This is a genomic window from Rhodopirellula sp. UBA1907, assembly GCF_002337565.1.
Lineage (GTDB): Bacteria > Planctomycetota > Planctomycetia > Pirellulales > Pirellulaceae > Rhodopirellula > Rhodopirellula europaea.
The window spans coordinates 50,083-70,669 of the sequence record NZ_DDGH01000081.1 but is presented as its reverse complement, the minus strand read 5'-3'; the positions used below and the strand labels follow the sequence as shown (position 1 = coordinate 70,669).

The following is a 20,587-nucleotide window of genomic DNA, read 5'->3' as shown; positions in this document are numbered from 1 at the left end:
ATGGTCGAACAATACCTCAGCGTCTTTTTGAAGGCGGTTTTCGTCGAGAACCTTGCACTCGCATTCTTCCTGGGAATGTGCACGTTCTTGGCCGTCAGTAAAAACGTCAAAACGGCAATCGGTTTGGGCATCGCGGTCATCGCGATTGAAACCATCACCGTGCCTGCCAACCAACTGATCTACAGCCTGCTGCTGAAGAAGGGTGCGTTGACCTGGGTCAATGATTACTTGATCAGTACCGACACGTACAACTTCGCGGAGGTCGACCTGACCTTCCTCGGGTTCATCAGTTACATCGGTGTGATCGCCGCCATGGTTCAGATCTTGGAAATGTTCCTCGATCGATTCATGCCTAGCCTTTACAACGCCCTGGGGATCTTCCTTCCCCTGATCACTGTGAACTGTGCCATCCTTGGTGCGTCGCTGTTCATGGAACAACGCGAGTATCCGTTTGGCGAATCGGTCGTCTTCGGATTCGGATGCGGTGTCGGTTGGGCTCTGGCGATCATGGCTTTGGCCGGTATTCGCGAAAAATTGAAGTACAGCGACGTTCCTCCGCCACTTCGCGGTTTGGGAATCACGTTTATCACGGTTGGTTTGATGTCATTGGCATTCATGTCGTTCAGTGGCATCCAGCTGTAACGGATCCGATCCGTCGCAAAAACGTGCGTCAGCCGCTTGGCTGGCAGCAGTGAGTTTGTCAGCCCCCACGGCTGACGTGAGTTTTGACTGTCAGGCTGAATCGCCTCGCGTGCACCCCTCAACTTTTGATTTAAAATGCTTTCCCTTCCACTGATGATTGCGGCCTCGGCCAGCACGGTCGTCATTCTTGGCGTCGTCATGTTCACCGTCGTGGTGATCGCGTTGGTGTTGCTGATTTTGGCTGCCAAGAGCCAATTGGTTGCGTCCGGCCCCGTCAAAATCATGATCAACGGCCAAAAAGAGATTTCCGTCCCCGCTGGCGGAAAGCTGCTCGGTGCTCTCGCCGATGCGGGCATCTTTGTGAGCAGTGCTTGCGGCGGCGGTGGTACCTGTGCCCAGTGCAAGGTCAAGGTTGCTGAAGGTGGTGGAGATTTGTTGGCGACCGAAGCTGGTCACATCAACAAAAAGGAAGCTGCCGAGGGTGAACGATTGTCATGCCAAGTCGCGGTGAAAACCGACATGGTCGTGGAAGTTCCACCGGAAGCGTTCGACACCCAGAAATGGGAATGCACGGTCAAAAGCAACGACAACGTTGCCACGTTCATCAAAGAATTCGTCCTTCAGTTGCCTGAAGGTGCAGAAGTCGATTTCCGTGCGGGTGGCTATATTCAAATCGAATGCCCGCCTCACGAAATTCACTACAAAGATTTCGACATCGCCGAAGAGTATCACCCCGATTGGGACCAGTACAACATTTGGCGTTACGTGTCGAAGGTGGAAGAGCCCGTTGTGCGTGCGTATTCGATGGCCAACTACCCCGGTGAGAAGGGCATCATCATGCTCAACATCCGGGTCGCGTCGCCACCGCCACGTGCTCCCGAAGGGACTCCTCCGGGGAAGATGAGCAGTTACATCTTCTCGCTCAAACCTGGTGACAAAGCCACGATCAGCGGTCCTTACGGTGAATTCTTCATCAAGGACAGCGACGCTGAAATGGTTTACATCGGTGGTGGTGCCGGGATGGCACCTCTGCGAAGTCACATCTTCGAGTTGTTCAAACGTCAAAAGACGGACCGCAAGGTCAGCTACTGGTACGGTGGTCGTAGTCTTCGCGAATTGTTCTACATCGAACATTTCCGTGAGATCGAAAAGGACTTCCCGAACTTCAAGTTCAACATCGCGTTGTCCGAGCCACAACCGGAAGACAACTGGGACGGCTACGTTGGATTCATTCACCAAGTCTTGCTGGACAACTACCTCAGCAAGCACCCCGCACCGGAAGACATCGAGTACTACATCTGTGGTCCACCGATGATGAACGCAGCTGTGTTCCGCATGCTGGATGACTTGGGCGTGGAACCAGAAAACATCGCCTACGATGACTTCGGCGGCTGATCAGGGAACAGATAGGTAGAAGCAGTTGAGTGAACCGAGGAGCCGTTTGGGCGTAGGCCCCGGTTCACGACTCACCCGCGGAACCGGGGCTAATGCCCTGCGGCTAATGAGGTTGATTTGCGGCACGCCTGGACCCGATGAACATGTGAGCGGAAGGGCGCAAGCCGTCCGGTGCCATTCCAATCAGCTCATTCCGCTCCGCGACGACGAACACGGGCCGAACGGATTCTTCGCTCAGGACTCAGTCTCCAACCCAATGCGAATCTTTCGATGAGAAAACTTTCCCGGTTCGTCGCGGTCCTCGCGTTTGGGTTCCTCGCGACTTCGCTTGGGATTTCGGGGAGCTATGCCGCCGATCCGTTGACCTTTCGCGGTGCAACGATGGGCACGACCTACATGGTCAAAGTCCACTCGCCGCCGGAGCAACCGGATTGGGCGTCGGAGACCGAAACGGCGATCGACCGTGAGTTGCGTTCGGTCAACGATCAAATGTCGACGTATTTGAAGTCGTCTGAGTTGAGCCAATTCAATGCATCCGAATCCACGGATTGGTTCGAGGTCAGTGCCGACACCGCTGGTGTTGTCGCCGCCGCGTTGGAACTGTCTGAAAAAACAGATGGGGCGTTTGACGTCACGGTGGGACCGTTGGTGGATCGATGGAGCTTTGGCGCTGGCGAACGCAAAAACGACGTCCCCAGCGAAACGGAGTTGGACGAGTTGCAGAAGAGCGTTGGCTATCAGCATTTGGAAGCACGTTTGGATCCGCCGGCACTGAAGAAGGACATCGCGGATTTGCGAGTTGACCTGTCTTCGATTGCCAAAGGCCATGGCGTGGATCGGATCGTCGATTTGTTGGCTGGTCGTGACGCTGAAAATGTGTTCGTCGAAATTGGCGGCGAGGTTCGTGTGACCGGCGACAAGTCCGGTGAATCATGGAAGGTTGGGATTCAACGACCCGACGCGGGTGGTCAAGAATTGATGGTTGCTCACAAGATTCGTGATGCGGCGATGGCAACCTCCGGTGACTATCGAAACTTCTTCGAGGTCGATGAGCAACGTTATTCGCACACCATCGATCCACGGACCGGACGCCCCGTCACCAATGGACTGGCGTCAGTCAGCGTGATCACAGATAGCTGTATGCTTGCCGATGGATGGGCGACGGCGCTGAATGTTGTTGGGCGCGAAGAGGCGATGCGTTTGGCTCGTGAGAACGACCTCAGCGTGTTGATCGTGCAGCGATTGAGCGACCGCTTAGTATCCAGTGGGACGGGCGAGTTGGCTGAATACGCCGATGTTGATGTTCCTGCTGATGTGTCCGTCGTGGATGACGCTGCCAAGAAGTCCGAGAAGGTCGAGGCGAAAACGTTCGCTCAGCGAATGGCACCAGTGCTGTTGATGACCGGGATCACGTTTGGTGCGGTGTTGTTGGCGATGGCGGTCGGAGTGATCTTTGGCCGGCAAGCGATCAGCGGATCCTGCGGCGGCTTGAATGCCAAGGTCGATGAAGACGGCGTGTCCCGCTGCACCATGTGCAGCACTCCTTCGGAAGCCTGCCAAGAGCTTCGAGACAAGATGGCTGAGAAGTAGGCTGGCTTAGAAGTAAGTCGCATTGGCTTCCAGCCATGGTGGAAGTCTGCTGAGTTTGCGTCTTGGTCGCAGGCGAGATGCCGATGCCACGGCTGTTCGCCGAGCTGGAGCTAGCAATCTTGCATTCGTTTGCGGAAATCGGAGAGTTCGATCTTGGGGACGATGTCGCTGGTTTTGGTGCCAAGTGCGACGGCGGCGATGTAACCTTGCCGAGGGATCACATTGCGGATTTGCCAGTGACGACCCTGCGCGAGCGATTCGTCTTTCAGGACCAAGCGTGGTGAGTTGGACGACGCGTTTACGAACGCGAATTGGTCCAGCGGTGTGTTCAGTCCGGTACCGATCGCTTTGATGAACGCTTCTTTCAGCGTCCAGATTTTCAGGAACAAAGCTTGTTTTGCGTCGTCGTTTTTGACTCGGTCGAGCTGCTCGATTTCTTCCGGAGCGAAGTACCGCTGAGCAAGTCCGGGGTCGGTTTTTCGGTCCAGGCCTTCGACATCGACGCCCAGCCATTCATCCGCTGCTTCGGCACCGATTCCGCAGATCACCAGGCCTTTTGTGTGTGCGATGTTGAACGGCCGACGCAATTGCTCGGGCGTTTCCACGATCGGTTTGCCGTGGTCCAAGTTTCTGAATTGGATCTGATGCGGGGCGGTGTTCGTGTCGGCGATTAAGAAACGAGCCATTCCTCGGCCGATCACGTGTTGATGCCGTGCTGAGGCGACTCGGAATTTGGCGGCCGATTGATGTTCTTCTTGCGGCAGCCACCTCATGCAAAATGATTCGATTTTGCCGGGTGTGTCGTGGGCCGCCGAGGCGTACCAAAGCTGGATCGGAGATTGTTTGGTCAGCGGGCGATTCGGCGCAGCAGAGGGCTGTTGCGAGTCGGCGGCGTTCGATTGTACGGGGGGCGTTTTCGTCATGGCTGCCATGATCGACAAAACTGGGCCCACCCGTCAATCACGCTGGCGGGGATCTGCAGAATCGTTGTTCGCAAGTGCGGCGATCACACGATGAGAACAATATGATCCGCCACCCACTTTCAGTGCCGCGTTTGCTCGCCGAAGACGCTCTAGAAGCGATCTCGTTTGACCGAGGGACGTTGTGGTTGGTCGCAGGATTTTTGCTGTTGGGCTGGGTTTTGGCGAGAATGACGATTTCGCGAAAGAAGAAGGCCATTCAGCAACGGGGCGAAAGCCGCGAAACTCAGCGGCGTTTGGATTCGGAGATCAAAACAGCTCTTCCGCTCAGCGACGCTCCAATTGAGACCCAGCGTTGGCAGGTCGCGATGTTCGACTTGCAACGCGAATTGACCGGCGACCTGGATACCCGCATCGCGGTCGTTCAAAACCTCATTCGACAAGCCGACCAGCGAATCGCGGTGCTGCAGGAATTGGAGCGTCGTCAGCAGGCGGGGTGAGCGTCGCACATGGGCGACGTCCAGCCGATAGACTGGAGGTAAGATCCTTCGCCGAGTTGATGGCGTAGGCCTGACCCCGTCGCTGCTCGTTGAGGCCTCTCTTGTTTCGCTTCAGTCTCGCCACGCTGATTGCTTTGCCGATCGTGGTGGCGTCGTTTGACTTTGCGGTCGTTCATCCGGTGATCGCGACGGTTGTTTACTTCGCCATCGCAGCGATGCTGTTTCTCTACGGGGTGACCGCGAAGCAGGTTGAAACGCAATTGGACGTGAAGTCCAGGCCCGGGTTCGTTTTCGCGACGGGCTGTTTGATTGCATGTGTGTTGGTTCTGTTGTCCGTGCAAACCCTGAGAAAATCGTCTCTGAAGTTTCGTGAATGGTCGGTGGCACATCGCATGGAACGCTCGGGCTATCGAAAGGTTTGGGATGAGCCGACCTACGGGCGGAACGGGCAGGTCCTTTCGCGAGGGTACCGTTGGGAAAAGTGATGTTTGCGAACGCTGAGTGGAGCCAATATGAATCCATATGAGAATCAGTCGCTGATTGAAGATCGCTATCAGGTGGATGTCGTTCGCACGCCCCTGACGTACATGCATGCACTATTTGTCGGAGTTGGGGTGTCGATCATCACCCCGGTCTACTTGTCCGTGAGTTGGCATGTTCGATCGGGAACCCTCTGGGTTTCCGACATAACTTTCTTGCTGCGGGAGTTCACGATCCCGGTGACCTTCGGAATCGCCTTGGCGTTGTTGGGAGCGTGGTTGGTGCCTTCCCGTTTGAGCCGATGGCTGACGGCCTACCGCCTCTTGGTGCCGTTCATCGTGCTCACTGCATTGTTCTCCACGATGTTCACGTTGCTGGGCTACGGTTACCTCAACCAGTCCATCCAGATAGGACGTATTTACCTGACGTCACTGTCGGCGTTCCATGCCGTGATCGTCGCCACCGCCGTGTTCTTGCACCTCGCCTGCCGCCCGCGACCTCGATTGCGTAGGTCAGGTCCTACCTGACGATCATAGAAGGCCGGTGATTGATGGGCTTGTGAGGGGGCGGGGGTGTCGCCTCGCTTTGTTCCAAAGCATCGGTTGGGGTGCCATGTGAGACATGGCCTACTTCAGTTGGATCGCCAGGTACAACCTGGCCTACCGATGCTGTGTCGCTTTTGCGTGATGCAAACTGTGGCTAGTTCAGGTCGCGAATTTTGATGTTGCGCCAGCTGACTTCGTAGGGGCCGGTGCCAGCTTTGATGCCGTGAACCTGCAGTCCGAGGAAACCGTTGGTAGAGGACTCGGGATCTTGGATGTCACTGATCTTTTGATCGCCGATCCAAACTTGGATGCGGTTGCCATGGGCTCGAACCAAGTAGCGGTTGAACTTGCCGTTCTTGTACGCATCCTTGATCGGTTGTTCTTTGGTGATCCAGCCTCGGCCGGTGGCTTCCGAGTAGATGTAGCCGGCTTCACCTGGAGCCGACTCAATTTCGACTTGCGGTCCGTAGACTCGCCCGCCCTTTTCGCGTGACTGCGAACGAATTTGAACGCCGCTGTTGAGACCTTCGTCCACGTTGACTTCGAAGGTCAGTTCGAAGTTGTCGTAGTTTTCGTTGCTGCACAGGAACGAGTTCGGGCTGCCTTCGGATGTTGTGCCAACGATCGCGCCGTCTTCAACGCGATATTTCGCGGTGCCGTTTTTGCGGTTCCATCCGTCCAGGCTCTTGCCGTCAAAAAGTGATTTCCATCCTTCTGCCTTCAAGTCCGGTGCAGCGTCAAAGTTGACGTTGCTGTTCGACGAGGCAGATTGTCCGTCGCCTTCGACATCGGACGCGTTTGCAGGGTCACCAGTCGCGGCTTCGTCGCTGCCCATCTTCGCAGCGGGAACGGCTGGCAGGGTCACCTCACCGGTCGCGGCCCATTCGGTTCCGCGGCGAAGCGATGTTTGGAACGCGAGTCCATTCATGGCGGCAACGTCGTGTCCAAGTGTTGTGTGAAAGACTCGGCCCTTTCCGAATTCGATCGTCATCAAGATGGGCTCGTGTTCGCCAGTGCCGCCCGTTGCTGGGTTGCTGTAGGCGGTCGCCAGCACGTTCATGTTCTCGGCTGGGCCACGCAGTTTGCCGTACAGTTCGTCAGCGACATGTAAAAACGATTTGGGCAAACCAGCGGTGATTGGATGCGAAGCATCGCGAACGACCATCATGAAAGGCACGCGTTTGCCGTGCTGTCCACCGCCACCTTTTGACATGTCGCGAGTGAACTTCTTTTGGTCTTCTTTCCAACGAACATATGGGCCGTCTTTTTCATTCCGACCGCCCCAGCCGCCCAGGCCGATCATGCGGTTGTAAGCGTCCCATTTAGGGAACGAATTGTCGGCAGCGTGAACGGTCACAAATCCGCCACCTTCACTGACGTAGGTCTCGAAAGCCTTTTCGGTTTCGCTCGACCAAGCTTCGCCGTTGTAGTTGGACACCACGACGTCGTAGTCGGAAAACTTGGGTGCAAAGCCAGCCTTGTCTTCGCCCTTGCCCGGTGCGGTCGCGACAGTGACTTTGGCGAAGTCACCCGATTCCAGGGTGGCTTGGATCAAGGGTGTGGTCTCTTTCCATTTGTGATTGTTTTGACCATCGATCAACAACACGTTCAGCGGTTTGGCTGAGTCTTGTGCGAAGGAAATGGTGGGCGAGGTGAGCACCGCGAAAGCGGCGAGGAGAGTGCAAAGTCGAAATTTCATCGGCGTTAAATCTGTGGGGTGGGTGGAGCTAGGTGAAATTCGAAAGACGTCCCTTTCCGGACGTGATTAAGCGGGGGATTAGTTTAGCAGATCGGTCGGGTAGGCTTGGCACGATCTGTGACGCAAAATGGAAACATCTCGCTGCAGACCAGTGACCAAGCATTGCGTCCGCCGCCGTTCCTCTATCGATTCCATGGGTGTTCGTTTTGTCCCAATTCTCCGGCTCTCCCGCTCCTCGTGCCGCTTTTCCCGCCACCCGATTGCGTCGCGTTCGTGCGACGGACTGGTCTCGCCGCCTCGTCCGGGAAACGACGTTGTCGGTGGACGATTTGATCTGGCCGCTCTTCGTGATGGATGGTTCTGGTCAGCAGCCTGTTGGTTCGCTGCCCGGTGTGAATCGGCTGGGGGAATCAGAGATCGTTGCGGCGGCCAAGCGTGCCGTCGACTTGGGCATTCCCGCGATTGCGTTATTTCCAGCGACTGATCCAAAACTCAAATCAGAAGACGCGGCCGAAGCTTACAACTCGGACAACTTGGTCTGCCGAGTCACACGGCAAATCAAGGATGCGGTGGGCGATTCGCTGGGCGTGATTTTGGATGTCGCTTTGGATCCTTACAGCAGCCATGGGCAGGACGGGTTGGTGCGGTATGGACAAGTCATCAACGACGAAACCGTCGATGTGCTATGCAAGCAAGCGATTGTGCAAGCCGCGGCGGGATGCGATGTCATCGCGCCAAGTGACATGATGGATGGCCGCATCGGAGCGATCCGATCGGCTCTGGATGGAGCCGGGCATTCGGGCGTACAGATCATGTCGTATGCGGCCAAATACGCCAGCGCGTTTTATGGACCGTTTCGGGATGCGGTCGGATCCGCGGCCAATCTTGGGGCGGCGGACAAGAAGACTTATCAGCAGTCACCGGCTCAGTCCGATGAAGCGATTGCGGAAGTTGCATTGGATTTGGCCGAAGGGGCCGATAGCGTGATGGTGAAACCGGGAATGCCTTACCTGGACATTGTCGCTCGAGTGAAGCAAACCTTTGGCGTGCCAACGTTTGCCTATCAAGTCAGCGGCGAATACGCGATGCTGCGTGGTGCCGCCGATGCGGGGTGGCTCGACGGTGACGCCGTGATCCTGGAAAGCTTGCTTTCGTTCAAGCGTGCTGGCGCCGATGGCGTGCTGACATACTTTGCAGCCGATGCAGCCGCGTTGCTTCACCGCAGTTGATCTTGCTCAACAACTTCCCCCGTAGGATGGTCTTCCAAGACCGTCCTGCAAATTCCGCAAGTCGATCTTCCAAGACCATCCAAGTTGAACGCGACGGTCTTGGAAGACCATCGTACGGGCGATAAACCGCTTCTCTTTCTATTCGATCTTTCGCAAACACAATTCAGCATGGCCGATTCACTTTCATTCGCTTGGCACTGGGAAGACACCTTGATCGCCGGCCAGGAACGACCTTTGGCGGTGGCATCGGATCCGGACGCAATGCTGATCGAAGCTTGCGAGCGACAAGACGCTGGTGAAGAGGGCGTGATCGATCCCTTTTGGGCGACGACTTGGCGGGCGGCATCGGGACTCGATCGTTTTTTGGATCGAGTTCCCATTCACAACCAAGACGTGTTGGAAGTTGGCTGCGGGACCGGGCATGCTGGTATCGCGGCGTTGCTTCGTGGGGCTCGCGTGACGTTGACTGATGGCGTCGAGGACCCGTTGCAATTGGTGCGACTCAGTTTGTCTCGATTGGGTTTGCACGCCGACGTCCGGGTCTTCCGGTTGGGAGAGGATTCGTTGGCACCGAAGAAGTTCCCATTCATTCTGGGCAGCGATGTCACCTACCTGAGAACGCTGTGGCCGGAGTTGTTAGAGTCCGCCGCCGAACATTTGACCGAGGATGGGCAATTGATCTTGAGTGACCCTCAACGATTGATCGCGACGGAGTTTTCTCAGTGGGTGAAGGACAAGCCATGGGATTACACCGAGCACACGGTGGAGATGGATGATGATTCGGAGCATCCCATTCGCATCATGGTTTTGACGCAAGGTTAGGGTGCTGTTTCGGGGGCGGTGTAGCCGGATTCGCCAGAATTCGGACTCACCTGATTCAACGCTCAGCGCGCATGCGTTCCCCTTTTGACGCAGAGGCGGAGAGTCGCGGTGGCGCAGAGAGGTTCTCCCGGTTCTCGGAATCCCCCTGCCGACCTTCGAAGCGACGCATTCCCGCACGTCCCACTCGAACTTCTCGGTAGGCCCCTGCGTCTCCGCGTCCTGGCGTCTCTGCGTCAAAAAATTCCCGACCGAAGACACGGGCAACGTCCTGCGTTTTTCTGCAAAGCAACAGAGTAGAACAGTTGTCCCCAACTGTCCGCATGCTAGGGACGAAAGCTTCAAGCCGCGCTAAGCCAAAGCGGTAAATCTTTGACACGGGATGTGGTCCCGCGAAGTCATGCGTCATGACGGAACGATTGGGGGTCAATCGTTCTACTCTGGTGACGTCTCGTGCTCGCCTCGCTTTGTTCCAAAGCATCGGCTTGATCGTCAGGTACAACCTGGCCTACGGCAGCGTACGCATCTCGGCCTACCAAAATTTCTTTTGCAAATTCGCTTGACCCTGTTGCCGAACCGCTGTACCGTGTAGCCAGTACACCAGTTAACCAGGTTTGGGCATCGGTGCGAATATGTTTTTTACAGTCGACCCTTCCAACGGCGTGGCGATCTATTCCCAGATCGTTCGCCAAGTGAAATTCGCTGTCGCGGAGCAAACACTGCGTCCGGGGCAGCTTCTTCCCAGCGTTCGGCAGCTTAGCCAGCAATTGGCGGTCAACCCGAACACCGTGGCTCGGGCGTTCCAGGACCTGCAATCCGAGGGCGTGATTGAAACGCTCCGCGGGCGCGGGGTTGTGGTCTGCAAAGGCGCCGTCGAGCGTTGTCGCAAACAGCGGCAGTCGCTTCTTGCGGAACGCCTTTCCGCGGTATTGACCGAAGCTCTGCAAGCGGGGCTGTCAGCCAAAGAGGTCCGCAAGCTCGTCGACGAGCAACTGCGGACACTCGACGGAACCATCGAAGCGATTGCCGAATTGCAATGAGCTTGCCATGCGGGCGGGCAAGATGCCTCGGCCGCGTTTGATTCGACGCACACTGAACCCATCTCATCGAAGCAGGATCGTCATCATGAACCCCGTCATCTCGACCGATCAACTGACCATGCGTTTTCGAGGCTGCGACGCCTTGTTGGGCGTGGATCTGACCATCCAGCCCGGGACCGTGTTCGCCTTGCTGGGTGAAAACGGAGCCGGCAAAACAACCTTGATCCGAATCCTCACCGGGTTCCAGAAACCGACGTCTGGATCCGCCTCCGTCTGCGATTTCGATCCGCTGAAACAGCCCTTGGAGGTTCGACGGCGGGTCGGCTACGTCTCTGACAATCCCGCGCTGTACGACTGGATGACCGTTGGCCAAATCGGCTGGTTCACGGCTTCGTTTTATCCCGATGGCTTCTACGAAGCGTACCGTGAATCGGTCGCGAAGTATGAGATTCCCGAAGATCGCAAGATCCGAGTGCTCAGCAAGGGCCAGCGTGCCAAGATCGCGTTGTCATTGGCTCTGGCACACGACCCGGAACTCTTGATACTGGACGAACCAACGTCCGGCTTGGACCCAATGGTTCGTCGCGAGTTTCTCGAAAGCATGATTGGCAGGGCCGCCTCGGGGCGAACCGTGTTCCTTTCCAGTCATCAAATCAACGAAGTTGAAAGGGTCGCCGACACGATCGGAATTTTGCACAACGGCAAACTGCAAGCCTGCGAACCGCTCAACGATTTGAAAGGCTCGATGACGGAGCTGACCGTTTCGTTGGACGATCCGCTGGTCCAAGTCCCCACGCTGCCCGAACCAGCCGAAACATTGCTGGAAGAGAACCAAGGTCGACAGCGGCGAGTTCTGGTCCGCAATTTTGACCCGTCGATGATTTCGTTCATCGAGTCCGCTTCGGGCGTGGTCGCCGTGCGAGATCGAACCATGACGTTGGAAGAAATCTTCATCGCCCACACGCGAAAAGGTTTCGCTGGCCCGCCCGGACCGCCGCCTGAAATGTCTCGCGGACCGTCCGAGTCGCCGAAGCCATCCACCGGCGACGGCGGACGTGAATCCGAAGTGGTCACCTCGGGAGAACAGTCATGAACGAAACTCGTCTATGGCAGGGCCTGCTGTGGAAAGAGGCCAAGCAGGTCATCCCGCTGATCGGGATGTTGTTAGGAGTCTCGGCCTTATTGTTCATCGTGTGGGCAGCCACGTCTCGGCAATTGAATGTGACGCTGCAGGCCACTGGAGACATCGTTCCGCTGATCATGCCAGCGTTGTTCGCGGCCGGTGCGGGGGCGATCCTGATCAGCCACGAAAAGGAAACTCGTTCGTTGAACTGGCTGGCGTCGCTTCCGATTCCTATTCGTCCGATCGTGATGACAAAATTTGTCGTCGCGTTTGCTGGTTTGATGCTGATGTGGCTCGGATGTTGGCTGCTCGGAATCTTGGCCGGATTGGATGGTGGCAACGGTGGACCGTTGACTGAATTGAAGCAGATTCACCCCGCCTTTTGGTTTCTGCATTCCATCTACGTCTTGCTCTGTGGGTTTTACACCGCATGGCGAAACAAGAATGCCTTTCCCGCCCTGGTCTGGATCATTCCACTGGCGTTGCTGCCCTTTCTGGTGGTGGAAATTTGGCATGCGATGCCTTTTGTCGGGAGCTCGCAATACGCGGACGTGACCCAGAAGACTTGGGTGATGGGAATCGTGACGGCTTTGGCGATTCCCATCGCGGGATGGTTTGCGTATCGAGCTGGCCGGAGAGAGCTGCAGGCCGATGAACCGGAACGATTGCTCGGCCGTGACGGGTTGCATTCTGCCGATGCCTGGCGTCCACCGGAGACTTCGGCACCAAGCGAGTTGCCGTTTCGAAATTCGTTGACTTCGTTGGTTTGGCAGACCATTCACAGTTCGCGTTGGATGTCGATTGGCTTGAGCGTTCCTCTACTTGCCGGTGCTTTGGCTTGGTTGGTGCTGACCAATCACCTGGGGCAAATTTCAAGCTGGTTGATGGTGGCGATCCAAGTTTCGATCGGACTGTCGCTGCTGGCCGTGTCTTGGTTGGGCGTTGCGGTATTCACGGGAGACGGTTCCTCCGGGCGACTAAAGTTTCTGGCCGATCGCGGCGTGTCGCCTCATCGAGCGTGGGTTGGCCGTCACTGGTTTGGCGTCAGTCTGCTATGCGGGATTTCTTTGTTGATCCTTGTGGTTCAGGCCATTATGGGAACACCACTCAGTCCGGATGCATACGATCGACCCGCTGTGCCGGAGGTTTCCCTGCTGACGATTTTGGCTGTGTTCGCGGTCGTGTATGGCGTGTCTCAGTGGACCAGCCAGTTGGTACCGATGCTTGCAGCGTCCGCTTTCTTGGCTCCGGTGCTCTCGCTGGTCGCATTGGCGATGCTGATCAACGCGGGCGTGGGCAACGGGGTTCGACTGGGATGGTTGCTGCTCATTGCCGTGCTTCCCTTCGCTGCGACGTGGTGGACGATGCATGACTTCATGGACGGCCGGCGTGGGGTGAAGTATTGGGCGGTGATGGTTGGCGGTGCGGTCTTGTTTATGTTCGCACCAAGTGTGCCATCGACCATTGCCAAAGCTCGCTTTCCATCGATGCCGCAAGATCGAGTCGCGGAGTTGTTGCCTGAAGCACGCGCGCTGGCCTCCCGAACGTGTTTCAACGCGATTCCGATGCGGCAAGGAGACCTTGAGCTTCGAGACGAGCTTTGGAGTCCAACCGGCGAGATCGATGGCGAATTGGCGGTGGATCGTTTTCGGCAACGCAACTTCATGTCAGCTGACACATGGATGGTGATCGGGGATCAGGACGAGAATCCCCTGCGAGCTGATTGGTGGAATGTGCAAAATGGTTTCGAAGCCGCTTCGCTTGCGAAGCTTCGGTGGAAGCAAGATCCGGATGATACCAAGAAGGAACAGTTGGCCGCGTTTGTTGATCGTCTGACGATGATTGCCAAACGTTTGAGATTGAGCATTCGTTGGTACGACCAAGAGGTGGCGGATCAAGTCGAAATTTGGCTTGTCAACAACCTATCGGATGAGGCCCTCCGTCCATTGCGTTCAGAAGAATTCTTCCAAAACGCGTTGACGCAGGTCGGAGACTTCGAGGGCCGACAAGCGGCACGTCGACGAGCTCTTTTGATCAGTTGGTACCGAGATCGAGAAACACCGATGCGTCTTCAAGGGACACTGTACGGAATCAGCGCCATGGAGGACTGGTTTGAACGAGTGCCCATGGGATGGAGGAGCTCGATTTTGAAGCAGGGATTCGGTGCGGTTGTCGATCGTTGCCTCAGCTTACTGGACAAGGGCCAGTCCGGTAGCGATTTGGAATCCGACTTTCGAGCCCTGCACGTTTTATTTGACAGACCAGGCGGCGATTTCGAAACGAGCCCTTTTGCGGACAACGTGAATCAAAAAGGAAAGCCATGGGTGGGCACATGGACTCCCGCTTACCAGGGTTACATTGCGGCAAGCTGGTTCGAGCCCTGGGAGTACAAAGGGCAGGAAATGCTTGAAATGGACCGTGGCGAGGCCCGAGTGGAAAACGAATCGACCATTGAATCCAATGCCCCGTCTGAGGAGGAAGTCCAATGAGTTATCGCGCAACTGATGTTTGGTATCGAGTGTGGATGTGGGGGCCTCCCGTGTTGGTTGTGATCGCGATCACTTGGGGTGTCGGACGCGAGTATTGGGCGACAAGTCGATATCATGCGATTGTCGATGAGCTTGAGAGCAATGGTGTTCCCGTCACAACGACGCAAATTCGCGATCGGTACGAGTCGTTTGAACCGACAAAGGAATCTTTGGAATGGAAAGAGCTTTTGGATGCGGTTTCGATTTTGAGAGAAATGTCACGGGACTCTGTGGCAGGGCTTTCGGATCTTGTGCCGCCGAATAAACCTTGGCCGGCAAAGCCTTTTGCCGAGTTAATGAGCGAACAGGCTCAACCGTTGCTAGAGAAAATGGACACGTTGCTTGCAGATGACGTTCCGGTCTGGAGTCCTCACGCTATCCAAAATCGGTATGCGTTCGTTTCCTATCATCCGGTTTCTTCATTGCAGGCTCAACTGCATGACGAGTTTCGGTTGGTTTACCACAATGGCGATTCGGATCGGGCTCTATCTCTGATCCAAACGAGCTATGAGTTGGGGCAGCAAATTGGCGAGATGGGTGGGCTTCGTCTTTATTCACAACGAGCCCTGCATCGAGAATGGTTTGATGTGGTGCGAGAGTCGATGAAAGCCGAGTTTTGGGACGCCGGTCAGCTACGCGAAATAACCAAGCTTATCCGGGAATGCGATCTGTCGGGGGCAGCCAGTGACGTCGATTTGGTGTCCAGCTTCGTCGCTTGGGAACCTTTGAAACGCACAAGCAATTTCGTGATATACGAAGATGAGGGGGAACGCAGTGTCTTCTTCTTCGGTGCAACCGGAGTCCACGCTTTGGCGGCAGTCGAGTGGTTGCAAGCGGATCGAGAAGAACTGGAAGATCCCAATGTGACACGAAAACGCACCAAGCGTGAGCGTGAGGAAGACCAAGAACGGTTCGGCGAGATCGTTGATCGATCGCGAAATTGGGTGTCCGTACCGTACGCGACGATGAACCTTGATGTCCGACAGGTCTGGAGAATATCCCGGCCGAACCGGCTACGGCTCCAGACCCAGCAACACAATCAGAGGTTGTGGACGTTGATCGCTGTCTATCTGCGAGAATACCAAGTTGAGAATGGCGAGTTCCCGAGGTCCTTGGATGGACTGCGGTCCGTAGGAGCGAATCTCAACGATTGGACGCTCACGACCGGAGAACAACTTGGGTATCGTGCGGATAGTGACGGTGCCACGGCGGTGCTTTGGACTGACGATGAAACGAACCAGCCATATGAAGAGCCCGGTATTGGGCGAATCCCATACAGCGAAAGAACTTATGGGGCTGGACGAGCCGAACGCTATGAAATGTGGTTCAACAGTAAAGCGGAGTGAACCTTAGAGTAGAACAGTTGTCCCCGACTGTTTGCGTGGCTGGTTGGAGTTGCCGGGTAGCGTGATGCGATCGCGGATGAAGTTTGAAGTGGGGTGCGGATCGGCGATGGAACGCTGTGAGACGGAACCATTGGGGACAATTGTTCTACTCTGGCTTCACCACCAGCGGCCGTCTTTCGTGATGGGGTGGATTTCGCATCGCATGGAGTCAATCGCGGAGGCGAGTTCGCCGACGGCCCAATCTAGGTCGTCGACTTCCAATCGGTATTCGGGCCACTTCCAGCCTGCTGGCCAAATTTGATGCGGTGCTGGCCATCGATCTTTCTCGGTTGCGTGCTGGATTCGAGCGAGCAACCTGGGAAGGCACTGCGACGTCGGCGAAGTGTCTTGGTCGATCTCCTTTGAATCACGCAATGCGATTGGTGGATCGGCCGCGACCCATTGCTGCAAACGCTTTGCGGCATCGGGGCGATCTGGATCGATGACCGTGATGCCGTGTTCGGAAGACAAACGCTGGCAGATGATTTGCCGAAGCTGTGAATCGCCGCCCACCAAAGCGATGGATGGCACATCCGCGGCAATGTGGTCTCGCAAGTCCCGAATTGTCCAACCAAAACGCGGGTCGCAGAAGTCGGCGGCGACGTCGCAAGCCGGTTCCAAGACGAATCGTCGGGCGGTGTATCGAGGATGCGGGACGACCAATGCTTTTGCCGATCCGGCTGGGCCGCGGCCGCCGATCAGACCTCGACGTCCAGCTGAGCTGGCGGGACCTGCCAGGCGACCGTGTAGGACAATGTCCAAGTCGATCACACGGGCGCCCCATCGAACCAAACGCTTTCGGCCCAGGTCGATCTCCAGATGTTGCAGCACGTCCAAGACTTCCGCCGCGGAGGCTTCCGTCGCAAACGCGGCGACGGCGTTCAGAAAGGGCGATTGGCCTCCGGGGCCTCCGATTGGAGGGGTTTCGAAAAGGCGGCTGGTTCGAAGACGCTGAACAGGTTCTTCGGAGGATTCGCTTGATAGCTCGGCGCAGGGCGCGGCGACAACGCCCGACTCAGCCACCCGGCGTGCCGCTTCGGCGATCACCACGCGGCGATCACCCAGGTTCGATCCGAAACTGATGAGGCACTGCGTGGGCATGAACGAATCGGAGAATTTGCGAGGCTGGGAAGAGAATGCTCGCGAATGATAGCTGGAACCCGCTCCGACACCAACGATGCGGACACGCGGCATTGGATCGGCAATACGGTGATGTTAGCGTTGCATCGGGACCGCGGTGGTCCATTCGGGAAGCTCAGTCGCTTCGGAAGTGATGCCCAGCACGATCGTCGAAGGGTGCTGAGACGCTTTGCCGATCAGCAGGCACTGCGAAAGCTGGACACAATCGCTCAATCGTTCTCGCTGAAGTGTCCGCTCGCAACGACGAGCGTGCCACTTGTTTTGCAAGGTGCTCCACCCGAAGCCTTTGGCCGGGGCACACCAATCGACACGCAGCCGAGGCATCGCGGATTGCTCGCCCGATTCCGGTTGGTGTGACGCGTTGGCTTCTCGCCAAGCATGCCCCAACGCCACGAAGAAGGCCGGCTGCAGTCGCAGTTCATCCGGCGTGACCAATACCAACGTCTTGCCGTATCGAACGGCTTGTTCAACGGTTCGATGGAGCAAAGTTCGCAAAGTTTGATCCGGTTTGAACATTGACCACGTTGGGATTCAAAGCCCGAGAAATGATTCAAGCTCGAACAAAACGGCTCGGGAATTCCGAGCCGCTGAAATGTCTGGTGCGAAGATCTGGCGACCTTCGCGAACGATCAAGATTGCGGCGAACGCATCTTGGCCAACATCGCTTGGAAGTCGACGGCGACAGGACGTCCGGCGGACAAGTCCGCGGATTCGTTGTGCAATGCTGCCGTTTCGACTTGCACGTCGTCTTCGATGACCAGCATGTCTCGGTCGTCGTGGTTGACGGCGATGTCGTCGCCATCTTCTTCCATCCACAACACGGGAGCTGAGGCTGCCATGGCGGATTGGTTTTGCATGGCACCCATGTCTTCTTCGTCGCAGATCTCGTCCGAGCAGTTGGCTTCATCGCCGACCAATGCCAGTGGCGAGTTGGCTGCACCACGCATGCTGAGGATTTCCTCATGCAGCGAAGTCTCCAGATCCGAGGCCACTTCGTCTCGCTCGGCGACTGGTTCGACTGTGTCGGTCAACGAATCAGCGGTGGGTTTGATTTCTTCTTCGTCATCAAACTCGCCAAACAATTGGTCAGCCGTCGGGGTAGCTGCGACCGGTGTCTCAACCAATTCTTCTGATTCGGTTGTTTCGGGCAAGTCAGCGGCCAGAGCCGATCCGATCACGTCGGAGACCATTTCGTAGTCACCTTCGTAGGACTGGCAGTCGATGCTCAACGAACCAAATTCGATGTCGCTTTCGGAAGCCTCGCACTGAGCGGTGGCTTCTTCGCAGACGAGTTGCTCATCGATCGTTTGCTCGGTTGAAGCAGCAAATTCCAGTTCGCTTTGTTCGGCTTCTGCCGTTTCGCTTTGGGATTGGTTTTCACTTTGGCCCTGGTTTTCGCTTTGACACTGGCCGGTGCTCTGGCAAGCTTGGTCTTCGCATTCCGATGTGCTGCAAGCTTGGACGTCGCACTGGGTTGCTTCCGCTGCGACTAGTGTTTCGGTCTCTTCCGGCAACGGCTGGTCGTTCCAGCGTCGGCCATGTTCGTTGGATTCTTCGAACTCGAACGACGCGGTCGCTGGTTGGTCTTCCGAAGCGGAGTCATTCCAGCTCGAATCGTCCAGAGCACCAAATTCAACGTTGGATGCTTCCGCACTCGGGACGGCGATTTCTGGTTCGTCCATGACGGGGCTGGGCAGTTGTTGCAACATTGCCCAAGCACGATCGACGATTTTGTTGTCGATGATGCTTTGATTGAGTGACGCGGCACAATCGATCGCGGCGGTCATCATTTGGTTGATCAAGCGAGGCGTTCCGCTGCAAGCTTGATGGATTGCACGAATCGCTTCGTTGGTGATCGCTTCGCTTGGGTTCGATCCGCAGCTCTCGATGACGCGGCGCACATAGGTTTGTGCTTCGTCGCCATTGAGTGGGTGCAGGTAGCATCGTGTCGCGACGCGTTGCACGAGAGCTTCGAGCGATGGCAATGCCAGGGTCTCGTCCAATTTGGGACCGCCCATCAGGACCGCGCTGACGCGAGGTTGGCCTTCGCTCATCGTGTTGGTGATGATGCGGATGGTTTCCAGGACCTCTGGAGTCAACGCTTGAGCTTCATCGACCAGCAAGAGCAAGCCGGGGAATTCCGAGGTGCTGCGAGCGAGTCGTTCGACCAAGGCAAACTGAGGGTCTTCGTTGGGTGCCAACGGCGTCGAGTGAATTCCCTGGACACGGTTGAGGCGAGTCAGCAGGTGCCGTTGGAACAACAGTGGGTTGTCCAGCATCGCGTCGCCAAACACCACGACTTCGCGGCGATCGCTGAATTGCTTAAGCAACAGTTGGCACAGCATTGATTTGCCGACACCGGGCGGGCCGATGACCAGCGAAATTGCTTCCCAGGCTTCAATTGCACGTTGGATTCGCTGCAGTGCCTCGTCCTGCGAGCCAACTGGAACGTATCGCTCCGCGCTGGGGAAGGGTGGGAATGGAGGCACGTGAAAAGAGTGTTCAACCGAAGACATGGTCGAAGTTTCCTAGGCGGAACAAGTGGGAGAATGCGGACAAGCCGTCTAATCGTTACAGTCGTCACCCAGACCGCAGGGTCTGAAACAAATTTCATCCATCTCTGACGAATTCACCTCATGCCCCCTCGATTCGCCCCGTGACAAAGAGCACCGAAATCCCTCGTTCGCCGACGAAAACCCCCGTGAAGAGAAATTCCGCGAAAGAGAGTCGAGCGTCAAAGGCACGAAAGCCAGCCTCGACTGCGACGATCGATTGGTACGACCGGCCTCAGTACTTCGACATGGTGTTTCGTGACGAAACGGCAACCGAAATGGCATTCCTTGACGAGGCGTACCAGCGATACGCGACCGGAACCGTTTCGCGAGTGTATGAACCCGGATGTGGCAGCGGTCGTTTGGTGGCCGCCTCAGCAGCCCGCGGGTACGACGTCGTCGGTTTGGATAACAACGATGCAATGCTCGCCTATCTACGGCGTCGATTGCAACGTCGAAAATTGTCTGCCGAGCTGATCAACGGAGACATGACCTCGCATGTCTGTTCGCCCGCTGTGGATGCCGCGTTTTGCACGTTCAACACGTTCCGACACATGATGGACGAAGCGTCGGCGACCGCGCATTTGCGTTCCGTTGCGGAATCGTTGCGTGATGGTGGAATCTACGTGCTCGGGTTTCACTGCATTCCTTTGGACGCCGATCCGGACTGCATCGAACGCTGGAAAGCTTCCCACGGTGGGACAAACATCAGCGTCACATTGAAGGTCATTGATTTTCAGCGAAGAAAGCGGCGTGAAACTCTTCGCGTGTCCATCAAGGCAACTCGAAAGAACGGAACCGTCGAGCGTGTACGCAGCGAATTCCCGTTGCGGCTTTACACTCCCGCCCAAGCCTTCAAAATGCTGGAGTCCGTCAGCGACGCGTTTGAAATCGTCGGCGTCCATGACTTCGACTACGAGATCGAAGAGCAGCGGGAAATGGATGACGACCTGACCGACGCTCTGTTTGTGCTTCGAAAACGATAGTCTTCTTCAACGAA

Annotated in this window: 18 protein-coding genes; 13 read left to right on the top strand and 5 right to left on the bottom strand. The window is 56.4% G+C overall.

All coding sequences use genetic code 11. The features are described 5' to 3' along the window. The 3 genes from nqrE (at position 1) to B2R17_RS17370 (ending at position 3,627) form a co-directional block, all read left to right on the top strand. A complete protein-coding gene (gene nqrE, locus B2R17_RS17380) occupies positions 1 to 642 on the top strand; it encodes an NADH:ubiquinone reductase (Na(+)-transporting) subunit E (protein ID WP_007328966.1) in 642 nt (213 codons plus the stop codon). Positions 643 to 777: 135 nt separating this feature from the next. Continuing rightward, a complete protein-coding gene (gene nqrF, locus B2R17_RS17375) occupies positions 778 to 2,037 on the top strand; it encodes an NADH:ubiquinone reductase (Na(+)-transporting) subunit F (protein WP_008652918.1) in 1,260 nt (419 codons plus the stop codon). A 171-nt stretch (positions 2,038 to 2,208) separates the two neighbouring features. Then, a complete protein-coding gene (locus B2R17_RS17370) occupies positions 2,209 to 3,627 on the top strand; it encodes an FAD:protein FMN transferase (protein WP_414707352.1) in 1,419 nt (472 codons plus the stop codon). Between the two features lie 110 nt (positions 3,628 to 3,737). On the opposite strand, the gene B2R17_RS17365 is transcribed toward B2R17_RS17370, so the two are convergent. Then, positions 3,738 to 4,550 (bottom strand): 4'-phosphopantetheinyl transferase family protein, encoded by an 813-nt coding sequence (locus B2R17_RS17365; protein ID WP_286764977.1) that lies wholly within the window; start codon positions 4,548 to 4,550, stop codon positions 3,738 to 3,740. Positions 4,551 to 4,651: 101 nt separating this feature from the next. Between B2R17_RS17365 and B2R17_RS17360 the strand changes: the two genes are divergently transcribed. From B2R17_RS17360 to B2R17_RS17350, 3 genes are all read left to right on the top strand, one after another. After that, on the top strand, positions 4,652 to 5,047 hold the full coding sequence (locus B2R17_RS17360) for a hypothetical protein (protein WP_286764976.1): 396 nt from the start codon (positions 4,652 to 4,654) through the stop codon (positions 5,045 to 5,047). 101 nt (positions 5,048 to 5,148) lie between these two features. Further along, the gene (locus B2R17_RS17355) at positions 5,149 to 5,532 is read left to right on the top strand and encodes a hypothetical protein (RefSeq protein WP_286764975.1); all 384 of its coding nucleotides are present in this window, start codon (positions 5,149 to 5,151) and stop codon (positions 5,530 to 5,532) included. A 27-nt stretch (positions 5,533 to 5,559) separates the two neighbouring features. Next, positions 5,560 to 6,054 (top strand): hypothetical protein, encoded by a 495-nt coding sequence (locus tag B2R17_RS17350; RefSeq protein WP_286764974.1) that lies wholly within the window; start codon positions 5,560 to 5,562, stop codon positions 6,052 to 6,054. A gap of 172 nt (positions 6,055 to 6,226) precedes the next feature. Here B2R17_RS17350 and B2R17_RS17345 read toward each other — a convergent pair whose 3' ends face one another. Next, the gene (locus B2R17_RS17345; protein WP_286764973.1) at positions 6,227 to 7,771 is read right to left on the bottom strand and encodes a family 16 glycoside hydrolase; all 1,545 of its coding nucleotides are present in this window, start codon (positions 7,769 to 7,771) and stop codon (positions 6,227 to 6,229) included. Between the two features lie 197 nt (positions 7,772 to 7,968). Here B2R17_RS17345 and hemB point away from each other — a divergent pair, with 197 nt between their 5' ends. The 6 genes from hemB to B2R17_RS17315 all read left to right on the top strand — a co-directional run bounded on the left by hemB (position 7,969) and on the right by B2R17_RS17315 (position 15,856). Beyond that, positions 7,969 to 9,000, top strand: coding sequence for a porphobilinogen synthase (gene hemB, locus B2R17_RS17340; RefSeq protein ID WP_286764972.1), 1,032 nt, complete (start codon positions 7,969 to 7,971; stop codon positions 8,998 to 9,000). Between the two features lie 84 nt (positions 9,001 to 9,084). Next, positions 9,085 to 9,822 (top strand): class I SAM-dependent methyltransferase, encoded by a 738-nt coding sequence (locus B2R17_RS17335; protein WP_339888011.1) that lies wholly within the window; start codon positions 9,085 to 9,087, stop codon positions 9,820 to 9,822. 629 nt (positions 9,823 to 10,451) lie between these two features. Further along, positions 10,452 to 10,859 carry a GntR family transcriptional regulator gene (locus tag B2R17_RS17330; protein ID WP_037254513.1) on the top strand — a complete coding sequence of 136 codons (408 nt, stop codon included), beginning with the start codon at positions 10,452 to 10,454 and terminating at the stop codon, positions 10,857 to 10,859. Between the two features lie 85 nt (positions 10,860 to 10,944). Further along, on the top strand, positions 10,945 to 11,952 hold the full coding sequence (locus tag B2R17_RS17325; RefSeq protein WP_286764970.1) for an ABC transporter ATP-binding protein: 1,008 nt from the start codon (positions 10,945 to 10,947) through the stop codon (positions 11,950 to 11,952). Further along, positions 11,949 to 14,471, top strand: coding sequence for an ABC-2 transporter permease (locus B2R17_RS17320; RefSeq protein WP_286764969.1), 2,523 nt, complete (start codon positions 11,949 to 11,951; stop codon positions 14,469 to 14,471). Before B2R17_RS17325 ends, B2R17_RS17320 begins: the two co-directional genes overlap by 4 nt. Beyond that, positions 14,468 to 15,856 (top strand): hypothetical protein, encoded by a 1,389-nt coding sequence (locus B2R17_RS17315; RefSeq protein ID WP_286764968.1) that lies wholly within the window; start codon positions 14,468 to 14,470, stop codon positions 15,854 to 15,856. Before B2R17_RS17320 ends, B2R17_RS17315 begins: the two co-directional genes overlap by 4 nt. 156 nt (positions 15,857 to 16,012) lie before the next feature. On the opposite strand, the gene folK is transcribed toward B2R17_RS17315, so the two are convergent. The 3 genes from folK to B2R17_RS17300 all read right to left on the bottom strand — a co-directional run bounded on the left by folK (position 16,013) and on the right by B2R17_RS17300 (position 19,551). Continuing rightward, positions 16,013 to 17,089 carry a 2-amino-4-hydroxy-6-hydroxymethyldihydropteridine diphosphokinase gene (folK, locus tag B2R17_RS17310; protein WP_339888009.1) on the bottom strand — a complete coding sequence of 359 codons (1,077 nt, stop codon included), beginning with the start codon at positions 17,087 to 17,089 and terminating at the stop codon, positions 16,013 to 16,015. 21 nt (positions 17,090 to 17,110) lie between these two features. Continuing rightward, a complete protein-coding gene (locus B2R17_RS17305) occupies positions 17,111 to 17,530 on the bottom strand; it encodes a hypothetical protein (protein ID WP_236617835.1) in 420 nt (139 codons plus the stop codon). 134 nt (positions 17,531 to 17,664) lie between these two features. After that, on the bottom strand, positions 17,665 to 19,551 hold the full coding sequence (locus B2R17_RS17300) for an ExeA family protein (protein WP_286764966.1): 1,887 nt from the start codon (positions 19,549 to 19,551) through the stop codon (positions 17,665 to 17,667). A gap of 140 nt (positions 19,552 to 19,691) precedes the next feature. On the opposite strand from B2R17_RS17300, the gene B2R17_RS17295 reads away from it, so the two are divergent. Next, a complete protein-coding gene (locus tag B2R17_RS17295) occupies positions 19,692 to 20,573 on the top strand; it encodes a class I SAM-dependent methyltransferase (RefSeq protein WP_339888006.1) in 882 nt (293 codons plus the stop codon). The last annotated feature ends 14 nt before the right edge of the window (positions 20,574 to 20,587 follow it).